Origin of the sequence: Gordonia caeni (genome assembly GCF_039537105.1) — a bacterium.
GTDB classification, from domain to species: Bacteria; Actinomycetota; Actinomycetes; order Mycobacteriales; family Mycobacteriaceae; genus Gordonia; species Gordonia caeni.
Genome location: NZ_BAAAZW010000006.1, coordinates 144,773 through 167,722, shown reverse-complemented (window position 1 = coordinate 167,722; position 22,950 = coordinate 144,773). Strand labels below are relative to the sequence as shown.

Sequence of the window (22,950 nt, the reverse complement as noted above, 5' to 3'; positions counted from 1 at the left end):
CACCCAAGTTACTGCGCACCCAGCGCTGCGACGTCGCGCGCGAGGGCGTCGTGTCGGGCCTGGTCGCTGCGCGGCGTGGTCATCGCCGCGATCATCAGGTCGGCGACCGCCGTCGTCTGCTCGGCGCGCAATCCGCCGGACACCGCGGCCGCGGTCCCGAAACGGATGGCCGAGCCCGCCGCGACCGGCGCGGTGTCGAACGGGGTCACCGCTTTGTCGACGATGATGCCGCTGGCCGCCAGGCGGTCGGTGGCCTCGCGTCCGCTGACCCCCAGCGAACCGACTTCCACGATGCCCAGGTGGGTGTCGGTGCCGCCGCTCACCGGCCGCAGGCCGCGCTCGGCCAGCGCACCCACCAGACCGGAGGCGGTGGCCGCGACCTGACTCGCGTAGTCGCGGTAGGCCGGGGTCGCGGTCTCGGCGAAGGCGACGGCCTTGGCGCCGATCGCGTGCATCGCGGGTGCCCCCTGGAGGAACGGGTAGACCGCGCGATCGAGGGCGGCGCCGTGCTCGGCGCGCGCCAGCAGCAGGCCGCCGCGCGGACCGCGGATCACCTTGTTGGTGGCCACGGTGACCACATCGGCGTACGGGACCGGTGAGGTGAGCACTCCCCCGGCGGACAGTCCGGCCAGGTGCGCGGCGTCGACCCACAGGATGCAGCCCGCCTCGTCGGCGATGACGCGCAGCCGCGCGAGGTCCCAGGTGCGGGTGTAGGCGGTGCCGCCGGCGACGATGATGCGCGGCCGATGGATCATCGCGAGCTCGGCGAGCTTGTCGTAGTCCACCTGCTCGGTGTCGCGGCGCACGCCGTAGTTGGTCACGGTGAACCAGCGGCCGGAGGAGTTGGCGCGCGAGCCGTGGCTCTGATGTCCGCCGTGCTGCAGACTCAGCGACAGCAGCGGATCGCCCGGCTTGGCGAAGGCGGCCAGCACCGCCAGGTTGGCCAGCACCCACGACAGGGGCTGCACGTTGGCGTACTCGGCGCCGAACAGTTCCCGAGCCCGCCCGAGGGCCAGCTCCTCCACCTCGTCGACCACCTCGCAGCCGCCGTGGAAACGGCGCCCGGGGTAGCCCTCGGCGTACTTGTCCGACAGCACCGACCCCATCGCCGCCCGGACGGCCGGGGTGGCGCAGGATTCGGCGGCCAGCAGTTGCAGGCCGGCGCGGCGGCGCGCGCTCTCGCGCCCGATCAGGCCGGACAAGGTCGGGTCGGCGGCGGCCAGCGCTTCGTCGGCGTCGGTCACCGCGTCCCCCTCAGGTCGTCGGGGTCGAGGTCGAGGACCTCGGCGATCTCGTCGACCGAGACCGCGCCCTCGCGCAGCACCACCGGGTGCTCCCCGGTCAGATCGACGATGGTGGAGGCTACGGCGTGATCGGCCGGTCCCCCGTCCAGGTAGACCGCGACCGAATCGCCGAGCTGCTCACGCGCCTGCGCGACGGTGGCCGCGGGCAGGCCGCCGGAGACGTTCGCGGAGGAGACGGCCATCGGCCCCACCTCGCGCAGCACCTCCACGGCCACCGGGTGCAAGGGCATGCGCAGCATCACGGTGCCGTCGGTGTCCCCCAGATCCCAGGCCAGGGACGGGGCCTGCTCCACCACCAGGCTCAGTCCGCCCGGCCAGAACGACTGCACCAGTTCGCGCGCCTGCGGGCTGACCCGCTGCACCAGTCCGTCGAAGGTGTGCCAGGAACCCACCAGGACCGGCACCGGCATGTCGCGGCCGCGATGTTTGGCGGCCAGCAGGGCGGCGACGGCCTCGGCATCGAAGGCATCGCAGCCCAGGCCGTAGAGGGTGTCGGTGGGCAGGACCACCAGGCGGCCGCCGCGCGCGGCGCCTACCGCCGCGTGCAGTCCGGCCGCTCGTTCCTGCGGGTCACTGCAGTCGAAGACGGCGCTCACGCGTTCCATCCTTGCACGGCGCCGGCACCGTTCCGTCGCGCGGTGACATAACGCGGGCGTCCCGCGAGATCGTCGTGACTCACCACGTCGGTGAACCGGCCGTCGGCGGCGAAGACGGCTGCGGTCCGGACCGCGGCGGTGTCGTCGTGTTCCACCGCCACCGCGCCTCCCGGGATCAGTGCCGCCGCGATCACCGGCACCATCGCCGTGATCAGATCCATGCCGTGGTCACCGGAGAAGACCGCCTCGGCCGGGTCGTGCGCCACCTCGTCGGAGACGGGCGCCGCGGCCGGAACGTACGGCGGATTGCTGACGATCAGGTCGCACGGCTGCGGCCAGCCGCTGCGGTCGAGCGCATCGCCTGCCACCACGTGCACCCGCCCGGCCACCGCCGCGGGCTGTGCGGCGACGTTGCGGCGCAGATACTCCAGTGCCGCGGGTGCGCGTTCGACGGCCACCACCTGCGCGCGCGGCACCGCGGCGGCCACCGCCAGCGCCAGGGCGCCGCTGCCCGCGCACAGATCGGCTACCCGCAGCGGGCCGTCGGGCATCGTCGCGGCGGTCCGCACCGCCCAATCGGCCAGCAGTTCGGTCTCCGGCCGCGGCACGAAGACCCCGGGCCCCACGGCCAGTTCCAGTCCCGCGAAGTACGCCTGTCCGGTCAGATGCTGCAGCGGGATCCGCTGGGCGCGCCGGGCGATCAGCGCCTCGAAGGCCTCGGCGTCGCCCAGGTCCACCTGATCGACCAGCACCAGCCGGCCCGGGGCGATGCCGAGCACGTGCGCCAGCAGCGCGGCGGCCTCACCGGCGGCCGAATCGATGCCGGCCGCCGCCAGCCGCCGGGCCGCCGCGGTGCGCAGGCCGGTGGCGCCGGTGCGTTCGGCCGGCGTCACTCGACCGCCAGGCGCGCCTGCCGGTCGGCCTCCACCAGCGCGTCGAGGAGGGCCTGCAGGTCGCCGGCGAGCACCGAGTCCAGGTTGTTGGCCTTGTAGCCGATCCGGTGATCGGTGATCCGGTTCTCCGGGAAGTTGTAGGTGCGGATGCGCTCGGACCGGTCGACGGTGCGGATCTGCGCGGCGCGGCCGGCGGCCGCCTCGGCGGCCTTCTCCTCCTCCGCCGCGGCCTGCAGCCGGGCGGCGAGCACCTGCATGGCCCGCGCCTTGTTCTGCAGCTGGGACCGCTCGTTCTGGCAGGTCACCACGATGCCGGTGGGCAGGTGCGTCAGCCGGACCGCCGAGTCGGTGGTGTTCACGCCCTGTCCGCCCTTGCCGGAGCTGCGGTAGACGTCCACCCGCAGATCGGATTCGTCGATGGCGACCTCGTCGGTCTCGTCCGGCTCGGGGTAGATCAGCACTCCGGCGGCCGAGGTGTGGATGCGGCCCTGCGACTCGGTGACCGGCACGCGCTGCACGCGGTGCACACCGCCCTCGAACTTCAGACGCGACCAGACGCCGTCGCGGGAGGCCTCGCGCGCCTTGATCGACAGCGTCGCCTCTTTGAAGCCGCCGAGATCGGATTCGGTGGTCCCCAGCACAGTGGCCTTCCAGCCGTGCCGCTCGCAGTACTTGAGGTACATGCGGACCAGGTCGGCGGCGAACAGCGCCGATTCCTCGCCCCCGGCGCCGGACTTGACCTCCAGCACCACGTCGTCGCCGTCGTGCGGATCGCGCGGTGCCAGCAGATCGGTGAGGGTCGCGTCCAGCTCGGCGACGGCGGCCTCGAGGGCGGGCACCTCCTCGGCGAAGGCGGCGTCGGCTTCGCCGAGTTCGCGGGCGGCCTCCAGGTCGTCGCGGGCGGCGACCAGTTTGGCATAGGTCGACATCACCGGCGCCAGCTCGGCGAAGCGTTTGCCCACGCGGCGCGCATTGGCGGGATCGTCGTGCAGCGCCGGGTCGGACAGCTGCTGCTCCAGCCCCGCGTGCTCGGCGAGGACGTCGTCGATCGCGGTTGCCTGCCTGCTCACCTGTGGTTCACTCCTGAAGTGGCTGCTCGTTCTGGACTGTGCTCAGTACGGGAAAAAGACGACGCCCGGCCTGCGATCGGATGATCGCCGAGCCGGGCGCCGCCAGAGAGCTACTTGGTGCGCTTGCCGTACCGCTTCTCGAAGCGGGCGACGCGACCGCCGGTGTCGAGGATCTTCTGCTTGCCCGTGTAGAACGGGTGGCACTGCGAGCAGACCTCGACCGTGATCCGGCCTTCCTCGGCGGTGCTGCGGGTCTCGAAGGTGTTGCCGCAACCGCAGACGACGGTGGTCTCCCGGTACTCGGGATGGATGCCTTGCTTCATGGTGTGTCCTTAATATCGTGTGGCCGCCGGGTCATCGTGCTCGAAGAACCCCGATGTGAACCGGAACCGGACTGACCGATCGATTATTCCACAGTCCACCGGTGGCCGCTAAATCCTGTCCGGCCGGCGGCGGACTAACCTGTGCAGTGCAGCACCGCCGTCGACCCCAGGGAGCCTGTCACCCATGACCTCCGAGAACGCCGCCCCGTCCCGCCCCGCCCGCAAGCCGCGGTGGTCGCGGCGCAATCCGTTCCCGGCGCAGGTGATCGAGAACAACCTGCTGACCGCACCGGAGAGCGAGAAGGAGGTGCGGCACCTGATTCTCGACATCAGCGGCGCCGGATTCGACTACCAGCCCGGCGATGCGGTCTCGGTGCTGCCCGCCAACGATCCGTCACTGGTGGGGGCCATCATCGAGCGCCTCGGCGTACCGCCCGAGACCGAGATCACCGATCGGAAGGGATCGCAGACTCTCGAGAACGCGCTGACGCACGGTTTCGAGATCACCTCGGTCTCGCAGTATCTGCTCGACCATCTGGCGACCGCTCTGGGCAACCGGACCGCCGCAGACCTGCTGGCCGCCGAACGCCCGGTGCTCGACGCCTGGGCGCGCGGCCGCGACGTCCTGGACCTGCTGAATCTGGAACCGGATTGGGCACCGACCCCGGAGGCTCTGCTCGGCGAACTGCGGCCGCTGGTGGCGCGCACCTACTCGATCTCCTCGGCGCCCGCCGTGCACGGCGACACGCTGCACCTGACGCCGGCGACGGTCCGTCACCGCGCCACGGCGGAGTGGGGCGAGGGCCGGGACCGCGGCGGCGCGGCATCGACCTTTCTGGCCGACCGGGTAGCACCCGGCGATGCGGTGGGCATCTACCTGACGCCCAACAAGTCGTTCCGGCTGCCGGAACCGGACACCGACATCATCATGATCGGCCCGGGCACCGGCATCGCGCCGTTCCGCGGCTTCCTGCATCAGCGCGCGCTCGACGGCGGCAGCGGCCGCAACTGGCTCTTCCACGGCGCCCGCCATCGCGACCAGGACTTCCTGTACCGCGAGGAGATCAGCGACCTGCACGCCGACGGCGTCCTCAACCGCCTGGACGTGGCGTTCTCCCGCGAGCAGGAGGAGAAGGTCTACGTCCAGCACCTGATGGACGGGCACCGCGAGGACATCTATCACTGGCTGCGCGACGGCGCCGTCCTCTACGTCTGCGGCGACGCCGAGGCGATGGCACAGAGCGTCGACGAGGCCCTCGCCCAGATCATCGCCGATTACGAGGACCTCGACGCCGAGGCCGCCCGGGCGCGGCTCGACGAGCTCCGCTCGGCCGGCCGCTACCTGCGCGACGTCTACTGACTCACCCGCCGGGTCAGTCCTTGTCGAGCGAACCCGGCGCGGTCTTCTGGACCTGCATCAGGAACTCGATGTTGTTGCGCGACTTCTTCAGCTGCGACATCAGCAGGTCGATGGCCTGCTGGCTGTCCAGGCCGCTCAGCAGCCGGCGCAGCTTGTGCATGATCGCGAACTCGTCCGGCGAGAGCAGCAGCTCGTCCTTGCGGGTACCCGACGGGTTCACGTCGACGGCCGGGAAGACACGGCGTTCGGAGATCTTGCGGTCGAGCTTGAGCTCGGCGTTGCCGGTGCCCTTGAACTCCTCGAAGATCACCGTGTCACCGGTGGAGCCGGTCTCCACCATCGCAGTGGCGATGATGGTCAGCGAGCCGCCGTTCTCGATGTTGCGGGCGGCGCCCAGGAAACGCTTGGGCGGGTAGAGGGCGGTGGAGTCCACGCCGCCGGACAGGATCCGGCCGGACGCCGGGGAGGCGTTGTTGTAGGCGCGGCCCAGGCGGGTGATCGAATCGAGCAGTACCACCACGTCCTTGCCCTGCTCCACGAGGCGCTTGGCGCGCTCGATGGCCAGTTCGGCGACGGTGGTGTGATCTGACGGCGGACGGTCGAAGGTGGAGGCGATCACCTCGCCCTTCACGCTGCGCTGCATGTCGGTGACCTCTTCGGGCCGCTCGTCCACCAGCACCACCATCAGATGGCATTCCGGGTTGTTGGTGGTGATCGCGTTGGCGATGTCCTGCAGGATCGTGGTCTTACCCGCCTTGGGCGGGGAGACGATCAGGGCGCGCTGGCCCTTGCCGATCGGCATGATCAGATCGATCACGCGGGTGGACAGGCGGTCGGGCGTGGTCTCCAGGCGAAGCCGCTGATTCGGGTACAGCGGGGTCAGCTTGTTGAAGTCCGGGCGGTTGCGCGCGGTGTCCGGCTCGCCGCCGTTGACGGTGTCCAGACGGACCATCGGATTGAACTTCTGGCGCTGGTTGCCCTGGTTCTGCTGCTGCTGCTCGTTGCCGCTCTCGCGGGGCACTTTCACCGCACCGGTGATCGCATCACCGCGGCGCAGACCGTAGCGGCGGACCATGTTCATCGACACGTACACGTCGTTGGGGCCGGGCAGGTAGCCGGAGGTGCGGACGAAAGCGTAGTTGTCGAGCACGTCGAGGATGCCGGCGACCGGGGCGACGACATCGCCCTCGTTCAGCTGCGGCTCGGGGCCGCCGTCGCCGCGGTCGCGGCCCCGGCGGTTGCGCTCGCGGACGCGGCGCCCGCGGCGGCGGCCGCCGCCTTCGCCGTCGTCATCCTGGCGGTTCTGTCCGCCCTGGTTCTGGTTCTGGCCACCCTGGTTCTGGCCACCCTGGTTCTGGTTGCGCTTGTTGCCGCCCTGCTTGTCGGCGTTGCGGTTGTCGTTGCCACGGTTGTCGCCGCCACGGTTCTCGCCGCCCCGGTTCTCGCCGCCGCGGTTCTCGCGATTGCGCCGGTTGCGGCCGCCGTCGGACTGGTCGCCGCGGTCGTCGTCCGACCGCTGGTCCCCGCTCTGCGAACCCGAGTCCTGCTTGCCGGAGTCCTGCAGCTTGGCCGACTCCTGCTTGCCGGAGTCCTGCTTGGCAGAGTCCTGCGTGTCGGGGCGCTGCTGCTCGGCTGCCGACTTCTCGGCTGCCGGCTTCTCAGCTGCCGGCTTCTCGGCTGCCGGCTTCTCGGCTGCGGGCTTCTCGGCTGCCGGCTTCTCGGCGGGCCGGGTGCGAGCCGTCGGGGCGTCCGGGGCATTCTGCTGGCGCGCACGGATGGCGTCGATCAGCTCCCCCTTGCGCATACCCGAGATGCCCTTGATGCCCATCTCACCGGCGAGGCCGCGCAACTGCGGCAGCAGCATGGCCGACAGGCCACGCTTTGCGGTGTCAGGAGTGCTCAGGTCCGTATCGGTCACGGATGTCCTTTCGTTCCCGCGGCAGATGCCGCCGGGCCCACTGGATGCAGTGGTGTGGAGGTTCTCAGTGCTCTGCCGCGGCGAGAGGATCGCGACCGGTCCCCGGGCTGCTGCCGTTCTTGAATGAAATGACGGCCGCGTCGGAGACTCGAGAAGAAGCGAGAGCAGAATTCTTCGCGGCGGAACGGTGCCAGTGTAACACCGCCGGTGTCAACTCTGCGCGGAGACACCCTCGCCGACCGGCAGCGGCGTCATCACGAAGCCGTACTCGGCCCCCAGCGCGGCGGCGGTGTCGTCCAGCTCCACCGTCCCCAGCACCACGACCGACGGACCCGCACCGGAGACGGTGGCCGCGTGTCCGCGTCGGCGCAGATCGGCCACCAGCGCATGCGTCTCCGGCATGGCCGGGGCCCGGTAGTCCTGGTGCAGCCGGTCCTCGGTGGCGTCGAACAGGCATTCCGGATCGGTGGTCATGGCGACCACAGCCAGCGCGGCGCGACTGACGTTGAAGACGGCGTCGGCGCGCGGTACCTCGTGCGGCAGCAGTCCGCGGGTCACCGCCGTGGACGACTCGCGCTGCGGCACGAAAGCGGTCGCCACGATCGACGGGTGCAGACGCAGCCGGCGCGCGTAGTAGCCGCCGGCCGGATTCATCCAGGTCACCACCGCGCCGCCGAGGACGCTGGCGGCGGCGTTGTCGGGGTGTCCCTCGAACTCGCCGGAAAGCTGCACCAGTTCGGCCTCGGTCAGCGCGGGGCGCCGCCCGTCGGCCGCCATCAGCGCCGACGCGGCCGCCAGCCCGCCCACCACGGCCGCGGCCGACGAACCCAGACCGCGCGAATGAGGGATCACGTTGGTGCACTCCAGGTGCAGCCCCGCCGCCGAGATGCCGGCGTACTCCAGACCGCGGATCACCGCGCGCGCCACCAGGTGGCTGTCGTCGCGCGGGACGGCGCCCGCGGCCTCACCGGCCACATCCACGCAGACGCCGCCGTCGGTCACCGCGACGGCGACCTCGTCGTAGATACCCAGCGCGAGGCCGAGACAGTCGAACCCGGGGCCCAGATTGGCCGTCGAGGCGGGCACCCGCACCGTGGCCCGCAGGCCGGGTGCCAGCTGCAGGTCCGCTTCGGGCGCGCCGACGGGGATAGCACTCATGAAGACCGACTATCCCACGCCGAGGGCGCCGGCGACGGCCACCGGGTCCACCGGGATCGCCTCCACGCGGGGCATGTCCTTCAGTGCGGTGTCCGGATCCTTCAGTCCGTTGCCGGTCACCGTGCACACCACCAGCGATCCGGGCTTCACCCAGCCGTCCTCGCGGGCGGCGAGCAGACCGGCGACGCTCGCCGCCGACGCCGGCTCCACGAAGACGCCGACCTTGCCCGCGAGCAGGCGGTAGGCCTCCAGCAGCTTCTCGTCGGTGGCGGCGCGGAACTGTCCCTCGGACTCCTCCTTGGCGGCCACGGCCTGGTTCCAGCTGGCCGGGGCGCCGATGCGGATGGCGGTGGCGATGGTCTCCGGGTTGGTGACCGGCTCACCGAGCACCAGCGGCGCGGCGCCGGCGGCCTGGACGCCCAGCATGCGCGGCAGCGCGTCGATCACGCCGTCGGCGTGGTACTCGCGGTAGCCCTTCCAGTAGGCGGTGATGTTGCCCGCGTTGCCGACCGGCAGCGCGTGCACGTCGGGGGCGCGGCCGAGGACGTCCACGATCTCGAAGGAGGCGGTCTTCTGCCCCTCGATGCGGGCCGGGTTCACCGAGTTGACCAGCTCGATCTCACTGAACTCCGAGGTCACCTTGCGGGCCAGCTCCAGGCAGTCGTCGAAGTTGCCCTGGACCTGGATCACCTTGGCGCCGTGCACCACGGCCTGGGCCAGCTTGCCCATGGCGATCTTGCCCTCGGGAATCAGCACGGCGCTGGTGATGCCGGCGCGCGTGGCGTAGGCGGCAGCCGAGGCGGAGGTGTTGCCGGTCGAGGCGCACAGCACCGCACGCTTGCCGTTGTTCACGGCGGTGGTGACGGCCATGGTCATGCCGCGGTCCTTGAACGAGCCCGTCGGATTCAGGCCCTCCACCTTCAAGTAGACGTCGCAACCGGTCACCTCGGACAGGTACGGCGCCGCGATCAGCGGGGTGCCGCCCTCCAGCAGGGTGACCACCTTCCAGTCGTCGCCGACCGGCAGCCGGTCCCGGTAGGCCTCGATCAGGCCGGGCCAGCCGCGGTGGACCGGCTCGTGGGAGGAGACATCACTGCGGGCTTTACTCATTGGTTCCCTCCAGGCGGAGCACGCTGGACACCTTGATGACGGAGTCCATTTCTTCCAGTGCGGCAACGGTTTCCGACTGTGCGCGGTCGGAGGCGCGGTGGGTGACGACGATCAGCCGGGCATCCTCGCCGGCGCCTTCCTGGCGCACGGCGGCGATACTGACCCCTTGACTGGCGAACTCGCCGGCGACCTGCTCGAGCACGCCCGGGCGGTCGGCGACCCGCATCGACACGTAGTAGCGGGTCTGGACGTCGTCGATCGGGGCGACCGGCAGCGAGGCGTAGGTGGATTCGAGCGGTCCGCGCCCGCCGTACACGCGGTTGCGGGCGGCCATCACCAGGTCACCCATCACCGCGGCCGCGGTCGGCGCTCCCCCGGCGCCCTGGCCGTAGAACATCAGGCGGCCGGCGTTCTCGGACTCCACGACCACGGCGTTGAACGCACCGTTCACGGTGGCCAGCGGATGCTCCAGCGGGATCAACGCCGGGTACACGCGAGCGGAGATCCGCTCCCGGCCGTCGTCCTCGGTGAGGCGCTCGCAGATGGCGAGCAGCTTGATGGTGCAGTCGAACTTGGCGGCGGCCTCCAGGTCGGCCGGGGTGATCGAGGTGATCCCCTCCCGGTAGACGTCGTCGGCGGTCACTCGCGAATGGAAGGCGATCGAGGCCAGGATCGCCGCTTTGGCCGCGGCGTCATAGCCCTCGACGTCGGCGGTCGGATCGGCCTCGGCGTAGCCCAGACGGCCGGCCTCGGCCAGCACCTCCGAGTACACCGCGCCGGTCTCGGCCATCTCCGAGAGGATGTAGTTGGTGGTGCCGTTGACGATTCCGGCCACCCGGTTCACCGAGTCGCCGGCCAGGGACTGCGTCAGCGGGCGGATCACCGGGATGGCGCCTGCCACGGCGGCTTCGAAGTACAGGTCTACCCGGTTGCGGGCGGCGGCCTCCGACAGTTCTCCGGCGTGCACCGCCATCAACGCCTTGTTGGCGGTGATCACCGACTTGCCGGCCTCCAGTGCGGCCAGGATCAGGGTGCGCGGGAGCTCCACGCCGCCGATCAGCTCGACGACGATGTCCACGTCCTCGCGGGCGACCAGCGCCGACGGATCTGAGGTGAGCAGCGCCGGGTCCACGCCCTCGCGGGGCACGGAGGCATCGCGCACCGCGACGCCGCGCAGCACCACCGGGGCACCCACGCGCTCGCGAATGTCTCCGTCGCTGTCGGTGAGGATGCGCACCACTTCGGCGCCCACGTTGCCCATTCCCAGGACCGCGACGCCGATGGGGCGTGCGACGGTGTCACTCATTGCCTACCTCCAGGCTCAGAAAGTCTTCCACGGTCTCGCGCCGCAGAATCGGTCGTGCCCGGCCGTCGGCCACGGCCACCACGGCGGGCCGCGGCGCCATGTTGTAACGGCTCGACATGGAATAGCAGTACGCGCCGGTGGCGCCCACCGCCAGCAGATCGCCGGGGGCCAGATCCTCGGGCAGCCAGCAGTCGCGGACCACGATGTCGCCGCTCTCGCAGTGCTTGCCGACCACCCGGCAGACCACGGCCCGGGCCGAAGACTCCCGCGAGACCAGCCGGACGTCGTACTCGGCGTCGTAGAGGACGGTACGGATGTTGTCGCTCATCCCACCGTCCACCGAGACGTAGCGGCGTGTGGCCTTGCCGTCCAGGGTCACGTCCTTGACGGTGCCGACCCGGTAGAGCGTGATGCCGGCCGGTCCGGCGATGGCCCGGCCGGGCTCCACGGCGATCATCGGCATCGGCAGACCCAGTTGCGCCGATTCACGCTCGACCACAGCTCCCAGCGCATCGGCCAGCGTTTTCACCGGCGGCGGGTCGTCGCTGGGCAGATACGAGATGCCCAGTCCCCCACCGAGATCCAGGATCTGGATCTGCTTGGTCTTCTCCACGCCGAACTCGGCGACCACGTCGGCCAGCAGCGTGAGCACGCGGTGCGCGGCCAGTTCGAAGCCGTCGATCTCGAAGATCTGCGAGCCGATGTGGCTGTGCAGACCCACCAGGCGCAGGTTCGCGGCTCCGAAGACCGCGCGGACCGCGTCCATCGCGGCGCCGGCGAGAGCGAAACCGAACTTCTGGTCCTCGTGCGCGGTGGCGATGAACTCGTGGGTGTGGGCCTCTACTCCCGGGGTCACCCGTACCAGGACATCGGTGACCACCCCGCGCTCGCCGGCGAGGCGGTTGAGGCGCTCGATCTCGATCATCGAGTCCAGCACCACGTGCCCCACCCCGGCGGCCAGCGCCGCATCGAGTTCGGCTTCGCTCTTGTTGTTGCCGTGCAGTGCGATCCGCTCGGCCGGGAACCCGGCGCGCAGCGCGATGGCCAGTTCGCCGCCCGTGCAGACGTCCAGGGACAGTCCCTCGGACTCCACCCAGCGGGCCACCTGCATCGAGAGGAAGGCCTTCGAGGCGTAGTGCACGCGGCCGTACGGCGCGAAGGCCTCCCGGATCTGCGCGCACCGGGAACGGAAGTCGGCTTCGTCGTACACGAACAGCGGCGTGTCGTACTGCTCGGCGAGATCGGCGACCGAGACGCCGGCGATCTCCAGCACACCGTCGGCGTTGCGGGAAGCGTTGTACGGGAAGACGTTCGCCGGAATCTCGGCCATCGCCTCCGGTGAGCTCGGCCGTTCCGCCAGGTGCGGTGCGGCCAGGAGCTCGGCGTGCCGGGGGCCTGCGGGGTGTGCCATCGATCTGCTCCCTACATCCGTTCGGGGGCGCTCACGCCCACCAGGTCCAGTCCGTTGGCGAGCACCTGCCGGGTGGCGGCGCACAGGGCCAGCCGCGCGGCGTGCACGTCGGCGGCCTCCTCGTCGCCCTGCGGGAGCACCCGGCAGTGCGCGTAGAAGCGGTGGTACGAGCCGGCCAGCGACTCCAGGTAGCGCGGGATCCGATGGGGCTCACGCAGTTCCGCGGCGGTGGCGACCACGTCGCCGAAATCGCCCAGGGTGCGGATCAGCTCCCCTTCGGCCGGGTCGGTCAGCAGGTCCAGATGATCGCGGCTCGGCTCCAGGCCCAGCTCGGCGGCGTTGCGGGCCAGCGCGCACAGCCGCGCGTGCGCATACTGCACGTAGTAGACCGGGTTGTCCGAAGACTGCTTGCGCAGCAGATCGATGTCGATGTCGATGTTGACGTCGATCGACGAGCGGATCAGGGCGTAGCGGGCCGCATCCACGCCCACCGCCTCGACCAGGTCGTCCAGGGTGATGACGGTGCCGGCGCGCTTGCTCATCCGGACCGGCTTACCGTCGCGCACCAAGTTCACCATCTGGCCGATCAGCACCTCGACGCTGTCGGCGTCGTAGCCGAGAGCGGCCGCGGCCGCCTTCAGCCGGATCACATAGCCGTGGTGGTCGGCGCCCAGCATGTAGATGAGGTGGTTGTGCCCGCGGTCGTGCTTGTCCTTGAGGTAGGCGATGTCCCCGGCGATGTAGGCCGCCTCGCCGTCACTCTTGATCACCACGCGGTCTTTGTCGTCGCCGTAGGCTGTCGACCGCAGCCACCACGCACCCTCGGCCTGGTACAGGTTGTCGCTGGCCTTGAGCTCGCCGATCACGTGGTCGACCAGGCTGCCGCCCCCGTCGACCGGCTCGAACATCGCGTTCTCGTGCGTGTAGACGTCGAAGTCGGTGCCGAACTGGTGCAGCGTGGTCTTGATGTGGTCGAACATCAACGCCACGCCGCGGGACCGGAAGGTCTCCAGGCACTCGCCGTCCGGCAGTTCCAGCACGCCCGGGACGGCCGCCACCACGGCGGCGGCGATCTCGTCGATGTACTCCCCCGCGTAGCCGTTCTCGGGGGTGGGCAGGTGCCGGGCGGCCGCGTCCAGGGAGCGGGCGAACCGGTTGATCTGCTCGCCGTGGTCGTTGAAGTAGTACTCGCGGGTCACTGCGGCCCCGCGGGCGGCCAGCACCCGGCCGAGGGCGTCGCCGACGGCGGCCCATCGGGTGCCGCCCAGGTGGATGGGGCCGGTCGGGTTGGCCGAGACGAACTCCAGGTTCACCACCGAGCCGTCGAGTTCGTCGCCGCGGCCGTAGTCGCCGGCGGCGTCGAGGATCACCCCGACGGTGGCGTTCTGAGCGGCGGCGGCCAGCCGCAGATTCACGAACCCGGGGCCGGCCAGGTCCGCATCGGCGATGCCGTCGGCGGCGCGGAGTTCGGCCACCAGCCAGCCGGCCAGCTCGCGGGGGTTGATCCCGGCCCGTTTGCCCAGCTGCAGGGCGATGTTCGTGGCGTAATCGCCGTGCTCGGGGTTGCGCGGACGCTCCACCACCACGGTCTCGGGCACCAGCGAACCGTCCAGCTGGTGCGCGTCGAATACGGCCAGCGTCGTGGCACGAATCAAGGCGGCGAGATCGGTGGGAGTCACGGCTCCCCATCCTATTGTTTCCGGCCGCCGGGAGGACAATCGGGCCGCCTGCCCCGGCGGGGCGCCACCGTCAGCGGCGCGAGTACTCCGCGGCCCGGCGCACCAGCTCCGGCGACGGCGTCACACCGGTGTATAGCGCGAACTGGGCGGCAGCCTGCCCGGCGATCACGGCGTCGCCGCTGATCACCGGCTTGCCGGCGGCCTCCAGGAGGCTGATCAGGGGCGTCTGCGCGGGCTGGGCCACCACGTCGAATCCGGCGGACGCCGCCGCCACGACCGCCTCGGGGAACGGCAGGCGGTCGGCGTCGGCGCCGGCCATGCCGATCGGGGTGGCGTTCACCAGCAGGTGCGGGCGGGCCCCGCCGGGCAGTTCCGCGACGTGCGCGAAGCCGTACCGGTCCGCCAGCGCCCGCCCGGCCGGCAGATTCCGGGCGACGACGGTGACGTCGGTGAAGCCGGTGTCGCGCAGGGCGGCGACCACGGCCTTGGCCATGCCGCCGCTGCCGGCGACGGCGACGGGCCCGGCTCTGTCGAACCCGGAGCCGGCCAGCAGATCGGCGACCGCCTGGTAGTCGGTGTTGTAGGCGTGCAGGACGCCGTCGTCGTTGACGATGGTGTTGACCGAATCGATGGCCGCCGCGGACGGCTCCAGCACGTCGACCAGGTCGATCACGGTCTCCTTGTACGGCATCGACACCGCGGCCCCGCGGATCGGCAGGCCGCGGATCCCGGCGACGGCGGCCGCGATGTCCGCGGGCGCGAAGGCCTTGTAGACGTAGTTCAGCCCAAGCGCGTTGTACAGGTAGTTGTGGAACCGGGTGCCGATGTTCGAGGGCCGCGCCGCGAGCGAGACGCACAGCACCGTGTCGCGGTCGAGGGCGCGGGCGTGTGGCGGGTCCGGCAGCGCGGTCATGATCTGAGCCTACGGCGGCGTCGAGGGCCGTGGCATGATCACCGCATGCGTGTGAGCGGGTTTCTGGTCGTGCTGGTGGCCCTCGGGTTCGCCGGGATCGTGTGGATGATGGTCGACATCGTCGATCTCGGCTGGAGCGAGGTCCCGGGCAGCACCTATGCGTGCGGCGTCCTGGGTGTCGTGCTGTCCGCGTTCGCCCTCTACCGCGAGTTCGGCGGGCAGCCCATCGTCACCCTGGACCCGTACTCGGTCGATCCGGCCGAACAGTACGAGGAGCAGAAGAAGCGCGACGGGTTGAACTGACAGCCCATGCAGCCTGATCCTGATTCCCCGGCCCCCGATTCGGCTGCCGGCCGTCTACTCGACGCGCAGGTCCGTTGGACGGTCGGCCGTCTCACCGGCGACGAGCAGAGCGAGCTGGTCACCGCCCTGGTCGACGATGTGCTCGCCACCGGCCGCGCCTGCACCGTCGCCGAGCTCATCGATCCCGAAGAACTGAAGTCCGGGGCCCGGCTGCTGCTCACGCGGGTGCCGCCGAGTACCGCCGCGACCACGTTCGCCGAGACCGCCGCGGACGTACTGCGGGCCGGACCGGCCGACGACTACACGCTCGGCGAGCTCATCGACCGCGAGCACGTGGCACGTCTCACCGATGAGGCACTGGCGCTGACCCCGTCGCTGGAACGCATCCTGGACGACCTGACGCGCAGCCCGCTGGTGGCTTCGCTCGCCTCCCGGTTCGTCGCACGCCTGGTCAACGACGTACTGGCCGGCAACCGCGCCGTCGCCGAGAAGATCCCCGGCGTCGGCTCGCTGATGTCGATCGGCACCAGTGTGGCCGGCAAGGCGATCGGACGGACCGGGGAGCAGTTCGAGCAGCTCTTCGGCGACACCGCCGCCAAGGGCGCCGAGTTCGCGATGACCCGGTTGAACAAGATCATCATCGCCACCCTGAACGATCCGCAGACGCGCACGGCGGTGCTCGAGGTCTTCGACATCTACGCCGACCGGCCGGCGGGCCGGCCCGAGACCGTGCTGTCGTCCGACGACGCGCTGCGGATCGCCGGCCTGGCCCAGGACATCGGCATCGCCGCCGCCGCGAGCGAACCCGTCCTGGCCCTGGCCGAAGCCCTGATCGACGGCTTCTTCCGCACCTACGCCGACCATCCCGCCGCGCTGCTGCTGGACGACCTCGATCTGGGCCGCGACGACCTGGTGGACCGCGCATTGGCGGTGGCACCGCGCGTCCTCGCGGCGGCGGCCGCCTGCGGCGAACTGGAACGGGCGGTGCGCTCTCGGCTCGCCCCGTTCTACGCCTCGGCCGAGGTGGCCGAGATTCTGGCCGACTGACAGCGTCAGCCGAGCAGTTCGGCGAGTTCGTCGAGACTGTACGGCGCCGCCTCGTGGTGATCGCGATAGGCGACGAAGGCCGGCTGTGCCTCGTCATAGCGTCCGATGAAACCGCCTGCAGCACTGAAGATCTGGCCGGTGATTCCGCGCGACCCCGCACTGGCGAGAAAGACGTACAGCGGTGCGACGTACTCCGGCGGCGCCGGATCGAGCGCCGCATCGCGCAGACCTTCGTCCAGGATCCCCCGCTCGTACAGCCCTTCGATGTGCCGGATGTAGTCGTCGCCGGTCGAGAGACGGGACCGCGCACCCGGCAGGACCGCGTTCACCCGCACCCCGGTGGACCACAGGTCGGCGGCGGCCGCCATGGTCAGCGAGTTCACCCCGCCTTTGGCTGCGGGGTACCCGCTTCCGCCGAACATCCCGTGCGAGGCCGCCGATCCGGTCAGCACGATCGACCCGGCCCCCTGGTCCACCATCACCCGGGCCGCGGCCTGAGTGAGTGCGAACGCGCTCATCAGGTGCGCCTCGATCTGGCCGGCGAACTCGGCGTGGCCGATGGTCAGGATCGTCGACCCCGCCGGCTCGGCGATACCCGCACAGTTGACGGCGATGTCGAGGGCCCCGTACGTCCGCAGTGCCGTGGCGACCATCTCGGCGGCCACCCCCGGTGTTCCGGCGGCACCGCACACCCCGACCGCGTTCCCACCGCCGCCGGAGATCTCCGCGACCAGGTCGTCGACTGCGCCGGGGTCCCGGCCGTTGACGACCACCGAGACACCGGCCCCGGCGAGCGCGTGGGCCACCGCCAGCCCGATCCCCCGGGTGGCACCCGCGATCACGGCGACCTGCCCCGGCAGTCCGTATCGGCTCATGCTCGTGACGTTACCCGCCCGCTAGACATTCGTCTAGACAACTGTCTACACCTGTTACCAGCGCGGATGATCCCGAGTTGTCGCACTCGGTTCGCTCGGCGCGGTTCTGGGGTATACCCGAGTCATGAAGCAAGACGAGCCCGTGCGCCCCGAGGACCGGCGAAGTCCCGGGCAGCGAGACGTGGAGAAGCGGTGGTCAGACCCCGCCGCCTTCCGCAACCCCGCGATGTACTGCGGCGTCGTCATCGTGATCGCGTTGGCGCTCCTGGGCGTGTTCGCCGGCCTTGGCGGGGACGACGTCTGGGTCGGCGCGGCCGTCCCCGGCGTCTTCCTGCTCGGGGGCCTGATCGCCCTGGTGGCCGGGGTCGTCGCCTATTCGCGCGGCCGCCAGTGGGTGGCATGGCAGGGGGCCGCCTGGTTCCTGCTGGTGCTGATGCTGTTCGCGCTGATGATGCCGTTCGCCGCCTGACGCGGTCCTCACGGGTTCGGGTCGGCCAGATCTTCCTTCTGCTGGGCCAGATTCTCGTCGTAGCGGTCCATGCATTCGGTGAACGCCGGGATCGGCGGCGGCGCCGCCGTGCGCGCCCGGTCGATCAGCAACCCCACGGTGTCGAGGAGTGTGCCGAGGGGAACGTCCAGCGGACCGGGGGCCGTCTCGAAGGCGCCCACCGACCACAATCGGGTCATCGTGGGATAGCGCGCCGGATCGAAGTGGTTCTCCCAGAAGTACGACGTGGATCGCCAGTGCGCGTCGTAGTCGACCCCCTGGTCGCGGGCTTCGGCTTCTTCGGCGGCCACCGACCGCGCATAGCCGACGACGAAGTTCTGGACGACGCTGAGCACTTCCACCACTTCGCTCGCGGCGAGGCCCGAATCGACCAGGGAGCGATAGCCCGCCTCCTCGACGTCGAAGACGTGCGGCCCCAACGGCAGCCGCCATGCGTTCACGTCGGCGAGCCAGGCGTGCCGGCGGTAGAGCCGCCACAATCCGCGCGCATGCTGCTCGAGGGCTTCCCGCCACCCGGTGCCTGCGGGAGCGGGCTCGAAGTCGGCGTAGGCGCGATCGACCATCGCGTCGACCAGCTCGGCCTGACTCCCGACATGCGTGTACAGAGTCATCGCGCCGACGCCGAGAGCGCGGGCCACCGACCTCATGGACACCGCCGTCAACCCCCCGGACCGGGCCAGTGCAATCGCCGCGTCGACCACCTCGGCGCGGGTGACCTTCGCCGGGCGGCCCCTGGTACCCGGGCCCGCCGGATCCCACAGGGCATCGATGCGACGCTTGGCCGCATCGAGCGCATCCGTTCGATCACTCATCCCCCACCTCCTGCTCGACCGAACCCACCCGTGACCGTACAGGGCACATTTCTTCCCTCACCGCCGCCGGGATCATCACTTGCACGCCATTATCGTACGGCGTACTGTCGCTTTCATGGCTGATTCGGTACACCGTACGACTACAAAGATGGTGGAGGCCCGGGGTCTGACCAAGACCTTCACCCGCAAGAAGGAGCTCGTCGAAGCCGTCCGGGGGATCGATCTGCACGTCGACGCCGGCGAACTCGTCGCCTTCCTCGGCCCCAACGGCGCCGGCAAGTCCACCACCCTGCGCATGCTGACCTCGCTCCTGCGCCCCACCGCGGGCACGGCGACGGTCGCCGGGTTCGACGTCCTCACCCAGCCCGACGAGGTGCGCGCCCGGATCGGGTACATCGGTCAGGGCAACGCCGCCGGCCACTCGTACCGGGTGCTCGACGAACTCCTCAACCAGGGTCGTTTCTACTCGGTGCCGAAACCGACGGCGCAACAGCGCGCCGCCGAGGTGATCGAGGCGTTCGAGCTCAGCGGCCTCGAGAAGCGCACCGTCGCCTCGCTCTCCGGTGGGCAACGTCGCCGACTCGACGTCGCGATGGGTCTGATGAACCAGCCGGCACTGTTGTTCCTGGACGAGCCGACCACCGGCCTCGACCCGCACGCCCGGGCCAATCTGTGGCAGCACATCCTGGCACTGCGCGAACAGACGGGCATGACCATGCTCCTGACCACCCACTACCTGGACGAGGCCGACTCGATGGCCGAACGCATCGTCCTCATCGACCACGGCGAGGTGATCGCCGACGCCACCCCCGAGGCCCTCAAACGCCAGTACGCCGACGACGCCGTCACCCTGAGCCTGGCGACTTCCCCGACCGGGGCCGGCGAGGTCGCCGGGCGCGCCCGCGCTCTCCTGCCCGACAGCGTCACCGACGTCACCGAGTCGGTCACCCCGGCCGGGGCCGTCGAACTGGTCCTGCGCACCGCGAACGGGCCCGAACTGGTCCCGCCGCTGTTGGGCGCGCTGGCCGGCTCGGGACTCACCGTCCAGTCCACCGACGTCCGGCAGGCCAGCCTCGACGACGTCTTCCTCAATCTCACCGGCCGCAGCCTTCGGGAGGAAGCAGCATGACCGCCGCACCGATCACCACCGGGCTGCCCAAGCGCTCCCGGGTCGGCAAGTTCGTCCACGACACCTACGCGGTGTTCATCCGCGAGATGATGCTGGTCCTGCGCGACCCGTTCTCACTGATCTTCTCGCTGCTTCAGCCGCTGGTCTTCCTGGCGCTGTTCGGTCCGCTGCTCGAGGGGATGATCGGCGGCGCCGACATCGGCGGCGAGTCGGTCCTGCAGTGGTTCCTGCCGGGGGTGCTGGTGATGATCGCCATCTTCGGCACCGGCATGGTCGGGGGAAACCTGCTGTACGAGTTGATGACCGGCGCCTACGAGCGGGTGCTGGCCGCACCGATCAGCCGCGCCTCGATTCTGGTTGGGCGCGCGGTGAAGGAGTTCGCGCCGCTGGTGGTCCAGGCGTTCCTGATCACCATCGTCGCCATCCCGTTCGGCCTGGCCTTCTACCCCGCCCAGGTGCTGGCGGGCCTGCTGATCCTGGGGATCTTCGGTATCGGCCTCGGGTCGCTGTCGTACGCGCTCGGTCTGCTGTCGAAGAACCGGGAGTGGGTGTTCTGGGGCGTGCAGCAGTCGGTGATCTTCCCGCTGCTGCTGCTCGGCGGGATGATGCTGCCGCTCGACACCGGCCCGCGGTGGATGCAGATCGTGTCCAAAGCCAACCCGCTCACCTACATCGTCGACGCCGAACGTGCGCTGTTCCGCGGTGTGTTCTGGGATCAGGCGGTACTGAACGGTCTGATCGCGGCCGTCGTCACGTGCGCTGTCGGCCTCGGGATCGGTGTGTGGAAGGTCCGGCGCACCATCTGATCCCGGGTCCTCCCCCTCCTCGCACGGTCGTGTTTGAGGTCCCCGCCGGCGGGTACCCCCCTGGAGCGGAGATCCTCCGCGTCCCCGACACGACCGGGAGGAGAACAGCCATGACCGCACCGAACGAGCCCACCCCCGGGACCGGGCCGCCACGCCCGGCGCCCGCGCACCGGCACGAGCACCCGGACGCTCCCGATGCCCTCCTGCCCGGAGAGGTGGCGCGGCCACTCAAGGCGATCGGTCTGCTCGGCTATGTGCTGCTGCTGGTCGCGATCGCCCTGATCGCGGTCGTGCTGGCGGCCTTGGCCCTCGACTGGCCACTGACCGGCTGGATCGCCGCCGCCGTGGTCGCCACCGTTCTGGCCGTCGCCTGCCTGGTCGGCAGCCGGCTGGCCCTGACCTCTCAACCGGCCCACGACCGCCCCCAGCACGACCCGCTGATTCCCGAGACCACGCAGGAAGAGGCCCGCGAATACCAGCGGGCCCATCCGCACCCCCACCCCCGGCGCGACCGGTGACAGCCGTTCCCGTCGTGGCGGCCGCGAACGCCGCAGGCACCGCACTCCCGCCCCAGATCGTGTACCGGCCCCAGGACGACACCGCACTGCTGATCGATGCGCTCGACGAGGTGGAACTCGCCGGGCGACGCGTCCTGGACCTGTGCACCGGGAGCGGGGCCGTCGCCGCGGCCGCGGCCGCCCGCGGCGCGCACCGGCTGGTGGCCGTCGATACCTGCCCGCACGCGACGGCCGCCGCGGGGACCTTGCGGCCGCCGTCATCGCGATGGTCCGCCGTCCAGTCCACGGTCGCCTCGTTCACCGATCCGGACGGCTTCGATCTGATCACCTGCAACCCGCCGTATGTGCCGGCACCGGCCGACGATCACCTCCCGCGCGTCCCCGGGCCCGCACACGCCTGGAACGCCGGGCCGGACGGACGCGAGGTGCTCGACGTGCTGTGCACACGGGCCGCTGATCTGCTCCGGGGACCCGGCGCCCTGCTCCTCGTGCAGTCGGCGCTCGCCGATCCCGTACGAACTACGGAAATGCTGTCCGACAGCGGCTTTCACGTCACCGAAGTACGGCGACGCCGAATCGGCTTCGGGCCGGTCCTGCGGTCCCGTCGCGAGTGGCTCGTCGACCGGGAGCTGCTCGCCCCGCACGAGGACAGCGAGACACTCGTGGTCCTCCTCGCGCGCAAAGAGCACCGATGACCGGCCTCGAGGGCCCGGCCCGTCGCAGGATCCGCGTGATCCGCGGCGGGCCGGTGCTGGTCGAGGGGCCGGTGGAGGTGGTGCACGACGGCGAGGTGATCGTCTGCGATCGTTTTCAAGTAGCGCTCTGCCAGTGCGGGCGCAGCAAGATCCTGCCATTCTGCGACACCAGCCATCGCCGGTCACGCCGGCGGAACTGACGGCCCCATCAGCGTCTCCCCCGCCTTCCACGCGGCGAGGAACGCGGCCTCGAGCCGATCCTCCACCAGGAGGAACGCCCGGATTCCGGCGACCACGTCGACTTCCAGTCCCGGTTCGGCGGCCAGCAGCCCGCCGATCACGTCGTCCCGGACGACGATCTCGTGAACGGCGTCGGCCTCGACGTGTTCGCGATAGAAGAAGCACACCGATTCCGGTGCGCCCAGCCGCCGCAAGCCCGCCAGCATTCGGGCCGACCCCGGCGACGAGGTGATCTCGGTGGCGGCGAAATGCCCCACCACCGCGCCGCGCCGGGCACGCCGCAGCCCCAGCGCCGTCATCAGGGTCACCGGCGCCAGGACCACGGCGGGAGCGGCATCGAGGTAGGCCAGATACCCGGGAGCCAAGCCGAAGTCGGTCAGCAGCCGCGCGTACAGCTCCTGATGGACCCGTGCCGGGTGGCCACCGCCGAACTCGTCGAACTCGACCGCCACGAACGGCGCCTTCGCCGCCGCCGGCAGTCGTGGGATCACCCACGCGTGCGGGTCGCCCTCTTTCAGGTGATAGATCGAGCGCGCCGCGAAGTAGTCGGCGAACTCGCGATGCGATCCCGCCGACTCCAGGTGGCCGGCCACCCCGTCCCCGCCTCCGGCCCGCAGCAGCATCGTCAGTTCCTCGGCCACCGAAGCGCCGGGCTCGAAACAGGCCTCGTCGACGGCGGCGAGGAAGCGGTCCTCCAGCGCGACGCGCGCCGCGACCATGCCGGGATCCCACTCCCGAGCGGCGTCGACGTCCCGCCAGCCCCGGTAGTGCAGTTCCTGGCACACCGTCAGAGCTACTTGGAGGTCGTCGCCCCAGGGATCGACGCCGGCGACGTCGACGCCGTCGAGGGGGCGGTCCTCGCGCAGGGCACGCACGATCGCCGCGGACAGGGGCCCGCGCGGGGACGGCAGGAGAGGACCGCCGGCGGCGGTCCCGGCGTGCGGCACGGATTGCACGAGATCACTCATACCCGTGC

At 70.7% G+C, this 22,950-nt stretch carries 24 protein-coding genes; 9 read left to right on the top strand and 15 right to left on the bottom strand.

Features of this window, described 5'->3' with window-relative positions; all coding sequences use genetic code 11:
* Positions 1-8: 8 nt before the first annotated feature.
* From ABD732_RS11605 to rpmE, 5 genes are all read right to left on the bottom strand, one after another.
* Complete coding sequence (locus ABD732_RS11605; protein ID WP_344783813.1) at positions 9-1,244, bottom strand: serine hydroxymethyltransferase; 1,236 nt, start codon at positions 1,242-1,244, stop codon at positions 9-11.
* Complete coding sequence (locus ABD732_RS11600) at positions 1,241-1,900, bottom strand: L-threonylcarbamoyladenylate synthase (RefSeq protein WP_344783811.1); 660 nt, start codon at positions 1,898-1,900, stop codon at positions 1,241-1,243. The genes ABD732_RS11605 and ABD732_RS11600 overlap by 4 nt, the downstream gene beginning before the upstream one ends.
* Positions 1,897-2,793 carry a peptide chain release factor N(5)-glutamine methyltransferase gene (gene prmC, locus ABD732_RS11595; RefSeq protein WP_344783809.1) on the bottom strand — a complete coding sequence of 299 codons (897 nt, stop codon included), beginning with the start codon at positions 2,791-2,793 and terminating at the stop codon, positions 1,897-1,899. Before prmC ends, ABD732_RS11600 begins: the two co-directional genes overlap by 4 nt.
* Entirely contained in the window at positions 2,790-3,863 is a 1,074-nt protein-coding gene (prfA, locus tag ABD732_RS11590; protein ID WP_344783807.1) for a peptide chain release factor 1, read from the bottom strand. The genes prmC and prfA overlap by 4 nt, the downstream gene beginning before the upstream one ends.
* Before the next feature lie 110 nt (positions 3,864-3,973).
* On the bottom strand, positions 3,974-4,186 hold the full coding sequence (gene rpmE, locus ABD732_RS11585; protein ID WP_344783805.1) for a 50S ribosomal protein L31: 213 nt from the start codon (positions 4,184-4,186) through the stop codon (positions 3,974-3,976).
* A gap of 184 nt (positions 4,187-4,370) precedes the next feature.
* Here rpmE and ABD732_RS11580 point away from each other — a divergent pair, with 184 nt between their 5' ends.
* Positions 4,371-5,546 (top strand): diflavin oxidoreductase, encoded by a 1,176-nt coding sequence (locus tag ABD732_RS11580; protein WP_344783802.1) that lies wholly within the window; start codon positions 4,371-4,373, stop codon positions 5,544-5,546.
* 13 nt (positions 5,547-5,559) lie between these two features.
* On the opposite strand, the gene rho is transcribed toward ABD732_RS11580, so the two are convergent.
* The 7 genes from rho to ABD732_RS11545 form a co-directional block, all read right to left on the bottom strand.
* Positions 5,560-7,410 (bottom strand): transcription termination factor Rho, encoded by a 1,851-nt coding sequence (gene rho, locus ABD732_RS11575; protein WP_344784107.1) that lies wholly within the window; start codon positions 7,408-7,410, stop codon positions 5,560-5,562.
* A gap of 264 nt (positions 7,411-7,674) precedes the next feature.
* Positions 7,675-8,622, bottom strand: a complete 948-nt coding sequence (gene thrB / locus ABD732_RS11570; RefSeq protein WP_344783800.1) for a homoserine kinase — start codon at positions 8,620-8,622, stop codon at positions 7,675-7,677.
* Between the two features lie 9 nt (positions 8,623-8,631).
* Positions 8,632-9,732: a threonine synthase gene (thrC, locus tag ABD732_RS11565; protein WP_344783798.1), complete on the bottom strand. Its 1,101-nt coding sequence runs from the start codon at positions 9,730-9,732 to the stop codon at positions 8,632-8,634.
* Positions 9,725-11,038 carry a homoserine dehydrogenase gene (locus tag ABD732_RS11560; RefSeq protein WP_344783796.1) on the bottom strand — a complete coding sequence of 438 codons (1,314 nt, stop codon included), beginning with the start codon at positions 11,036-11,038 and terminating at the stop codon, positions 9,725-9,727. Before ABD732_RS11560 ends, thrC begins: the two co-directional genes overlap by 8 nt.
* Complete coding sequence (gene lysA / locus ABD732_RS11555) at positions 11,031-12,449, bottom strand: diaminopimelate decarboxylase (protein ID WP_344783795.1); 1,419 nt, start codon at positions 12,447-12,449, stop codon at positions 11,031-11,033. Before lysA ends, ABD732_RS11560 begins: the two co-directional genes overlap by 8 nt.
* Before the next feature lie 11 nt (positions 12,450-12,460).
* Positions 12,461-14,128 (bottom strand): arginine--tRNA ligase, encoded by a 1,668-nt coding sequence (gene argS / locus ABD732_RS11550; protein WP_344783793.1) that lies wholly within the window; start codon positions 14,126-14,128, stop codon positions 12,461-12,463.
* A gap of 70 nt (positions 14,129-14,198) precedes the next feature.
* The gene (locus tag ABD732_RS11545; protein WP_344783791.1) at positions 14,199-15,041 is read right to left on the bottom strand and encodes a shikimate 5-dehydrogenase; all 843 of its coding nucleotides are present in this window, start codon (positions 15,039-15,041) and stop codon (positions 14,199-14,201) included.
* A gap of 45 nt (positions 15,042-15,086) precedes the next feature.
* Here ABD732_RS11545 and ABD732_RS11540 point away from each other — a divergent pair, with 45 nt between their 5' ends.
* Both ABD732_RS11540 and ABD732_RS11535 read left to right on the top strand, forming a co-directional pair.
* Positions 15,087-15,344: a hypothetical protein gene (locus ABD732_RS11540; protein WP_344783789.1), complete on the top strand. Its 258-nt coding sequence runs from the start codon at positions 15,087-15,089 to the stop codon at positions 15,342-15,344.
* Positions 15,345-15,350: 6 nt separating this feature from the next.
* Complete coding sequence (locus ABD732_RS11535; protein ID WP_344783787.1) at positions 15,351-16,391, top strand: hypothetical protein; 1,041 nt, start codon at positions 15,351-15,353, stop codon at positions 16,389-16,391.
* A 5-nt stretch (positions 16,392-16,396) separates the two neighbouring features.
* Here ABD732_RS11535 and ABD732_RS11530 read toward each other — a convergent pair whose 3' ends face one another.
* Entirely contained in the window at positions 16,397-17,266 is an 870-nt protein-coding gene (locus tag ABD732_RS11530; protein ID WP_344783785.1) for an SDR family NAD(P)-dependent oxidoreductase, read from the bottom strand.
* A gap of 124 nt (positions 17,267-17,390) precedes the next feature.
* Here ABD732_RS11530 and ABD732_RS11525 point away from each other — a divergent pair, with 124 nt between their 5' ends.
* Entirely contained in the window at positions 17,391-17,735 is a 345-nt protein-coding gene (locus tag ABD732_RS11525; protein WP_344783783.1) for a hypothetical protein, read from the top strand.
* Between the two features lie 8 nt (positions 17,736-17,743).
* On the opposite strand, the gene ABD732_RS11520 is transcribed toward ABD732_RS11525, so the two are convergent.
* The gene (locus ABD732_RS11520) at positions 17,744-18,586 is read right to left on the bottom strand and encodes a TetR/AcrR family transcriptional regulator (RefSeq protein ID WP_344783781.1); all 843 of its coding nucleotides are present in this window, start codon (positions 18,584-18,586) and stop codon (positions 17,744-17,746) included.
* 115 nt (positions 18,587-18,701) lie between these two features.
* Between ABD732_RS11520 and ABD732_RS11515 the strand changes: the two genes are divergently transcribed.
* The 5 genes from ABD732_RS11515 (at position 18,702) to ABD732_RS11495 (ending at position 21,934) form a co-directional block, all read left to right on the top strand.
* Positions 18,702-19,715, top strand: coding sequence for an ABC transporter ATP-binding protein (locus tag ABD732_RS11515; RefSeq protein WP_344783779.1), 1,014 nt, complete (start codon positions 18,702-18,704; stop codon positions 19,713-19,715).
* Positions 19,712-20,521 (top strand): ABC transporter permease, encoded by an 810-nt coding sequence (locus tag ABD732_RS11510; protein WP_344783777.1) that lies wholly within the window; start codon positions 19,712-19,714, stop codon positions 20,519-20,521. The genes ABD732_RS11515 and ABD732_RS11510 overlap by 4 nt, the downstream gene beginning before the upstream one ends.
* 110 nt (positions 20,522-20,631) lie before the next feature.
* On the top strand, positions 20,632-21,039 hold the full coding sequence (locus tag ABD732_RS11505) for a phage holin family protein (protein WP_344783775.1): 408 nt from the start codon (positions 20,632-20,634) through the stop codon (positions 21,037-21,039).
* Positions 21,036-21,734, top strand: coding sequence for a methyltransferase (locus ABD732_RS11500; protein ID WP_344783773.1), 699 nt, complete (start codon positions 21,036-21,038; stop codon positions 21,732-21,734). Before ABD732_RS11505 ends, ABD732_RS11500 begins: the two co-directional genes overlap by 4 nt.
* Positions 21,731-21,934, top strand: coding sequence for a CDGSH iron-sulfur domain-containing protein (locus tag ABD732_RS11495; RefSeq protein ID WP_344783771.1), 204 nt, complete (start codon positions 21,731-21,733; stop codon positions 21,932-21,934). The genes ABD732_RS11500 and ABD732_RS11495 overlap by 4 nt, the downstream gene beginning before the upstream one ends.
* On the opposite strand, the gene ABD732_RS11490 is transcribed toward ABD732_RS11495, so the two are convergent.
* A complete protein-coding gene (locus tag ABD732_RS11490) occupies positions 21,917-22,942 on the bottom strand; it encodes an iron-containing redox enzyme family protein (protein ID WP_425553032.1) in 1,026 nt (341 codons plus the stop codon). The genes ABD732_RS11495 and ABD732_RS11490 overlap by 18 nt on opposite strands.
* Positions 22,943-22,950: the final 8 nt, after the last annotated feature.

Coding starts and splice junctions, on each gene's coding strand:
- ABD732_RS11515 (WP_344783779.1), top strand. CDS start 18,702: ATGGCTGATTCGGTACACCGTACGACTACAAAGATGGTGGAGGCCCGG.
- ABD732_RS11525 (WP_344783783.1), top strand. CDS start 17,391: ATGAAGCAAGACGAGCCCGTGCGCCCCGAGGACCGGCGAAGTCCCGGG.
- rpmE (WP_344783805.1), bottom strand. CDS start 4,186: ATGAAGCAAGGCATCCATCCCGAGTACCGGGAGACCACCGTCGTCTGC.
- ABD732_RS11520 (WP_344783781.1), bottom strand. CDS start 18,586: ATGAGTGATCGAACGGATGCGCTCGATGCGGCCAAGCGTCGCATCGAT.
- ABD732_RS11540 (WP_344783789.1), top strand. CDS start 15,087: ATGCGTGTGAGCGGGTTTCTGGTCGTGCTGGTGGCCCTCGGGTTCGCC.
- ABD732_RS11505 (WP_344783775.1), top strand. CDS start 20,632: ATGACCGCACCGAACGAGCCCACCCCCGGGACCGGGCCGCCACGCCCG.
- ABD732_RS11510 (WP_344783777.1), top strand. CDS start 19,712: ATGACCGCCGCACCGATCACCACCGGGCTGCCCAAGCGCTCCCGGGTC.
- ABD732_RS11580 (WP_344783802.1), top strand. CDS start 4,371: ATGACCTCCGAGAACGCCGCCCCGTCCCGCCCCGCCCGCAAGCCGCGG.
- ABD732_RS11530 (WP_344783785.1), bottom strand. CDS start 17,266: ATGAGCCGATACGGACTGCCGGGGCAGGTCGCCGTGATCGCGGGTGCC.
- thrB (WP_344783800.1), bottom strand. CDS start 8,622: ATGAGTGCTATCCCCGTCGGCGCGCCCGAAGCGGACCTGCAGCTGGCA.
- thrC (WP_344783798.1), bottom strand. CDS start 9,732: ATGAGTAAAGCCCGCAGTGATGTCTCCTCCCACGAGCCGGTCCACCGC.
- ABD732_RS11495 (WP_344783771.1), top strand. CDS start 21,731: ATGACCGGCCTCGAGGGCCCGGCCCGTCGCAGGATCCGCGTGATCCGC.
- ABD732_RS11545 (WP_344783791.1), bottom strand. CDS start 15,041: ATGACCGCGCTGCCGGACCCGCCACACGCCCGCGCCCTCGACCGCGAC.
- ABD732_RS11560 (WP_344783796.1), bottom strand. CDS start 11,038: ATGAGTGACACCGTCGCACGCCCCATCGGCGTCGCGGTCCTGGGAATG.
- lysA (WP_344783795.1), bottom strand. CDS start 12,449: ATGGCACACCCCGCAGGCCCCCGGCACGCCGAGCTCCTGGCCGCACCG.
- ABD732_RS11535 (WP_344783787.1), top strand. CDS start 15,351: ATGCAGCCTGATCCTGATTCCCCGGCCCCCGATTCGGCTGCCGGCCGT.
- ABD732_RS11490 (WP_425553032.1), bottom strand. CDS start 22,942: ATGAGTGATCTCGTGCAATCCGTGCCGCACGCCGGGACCGCCGCCGGC.
- rho (WP_344784107.1), bottom strand. CDS start 7,410: ATGCTGCTGCCGCAGTTGCGCGGCCTCGCCGGTGAGATGGGCATCAAG.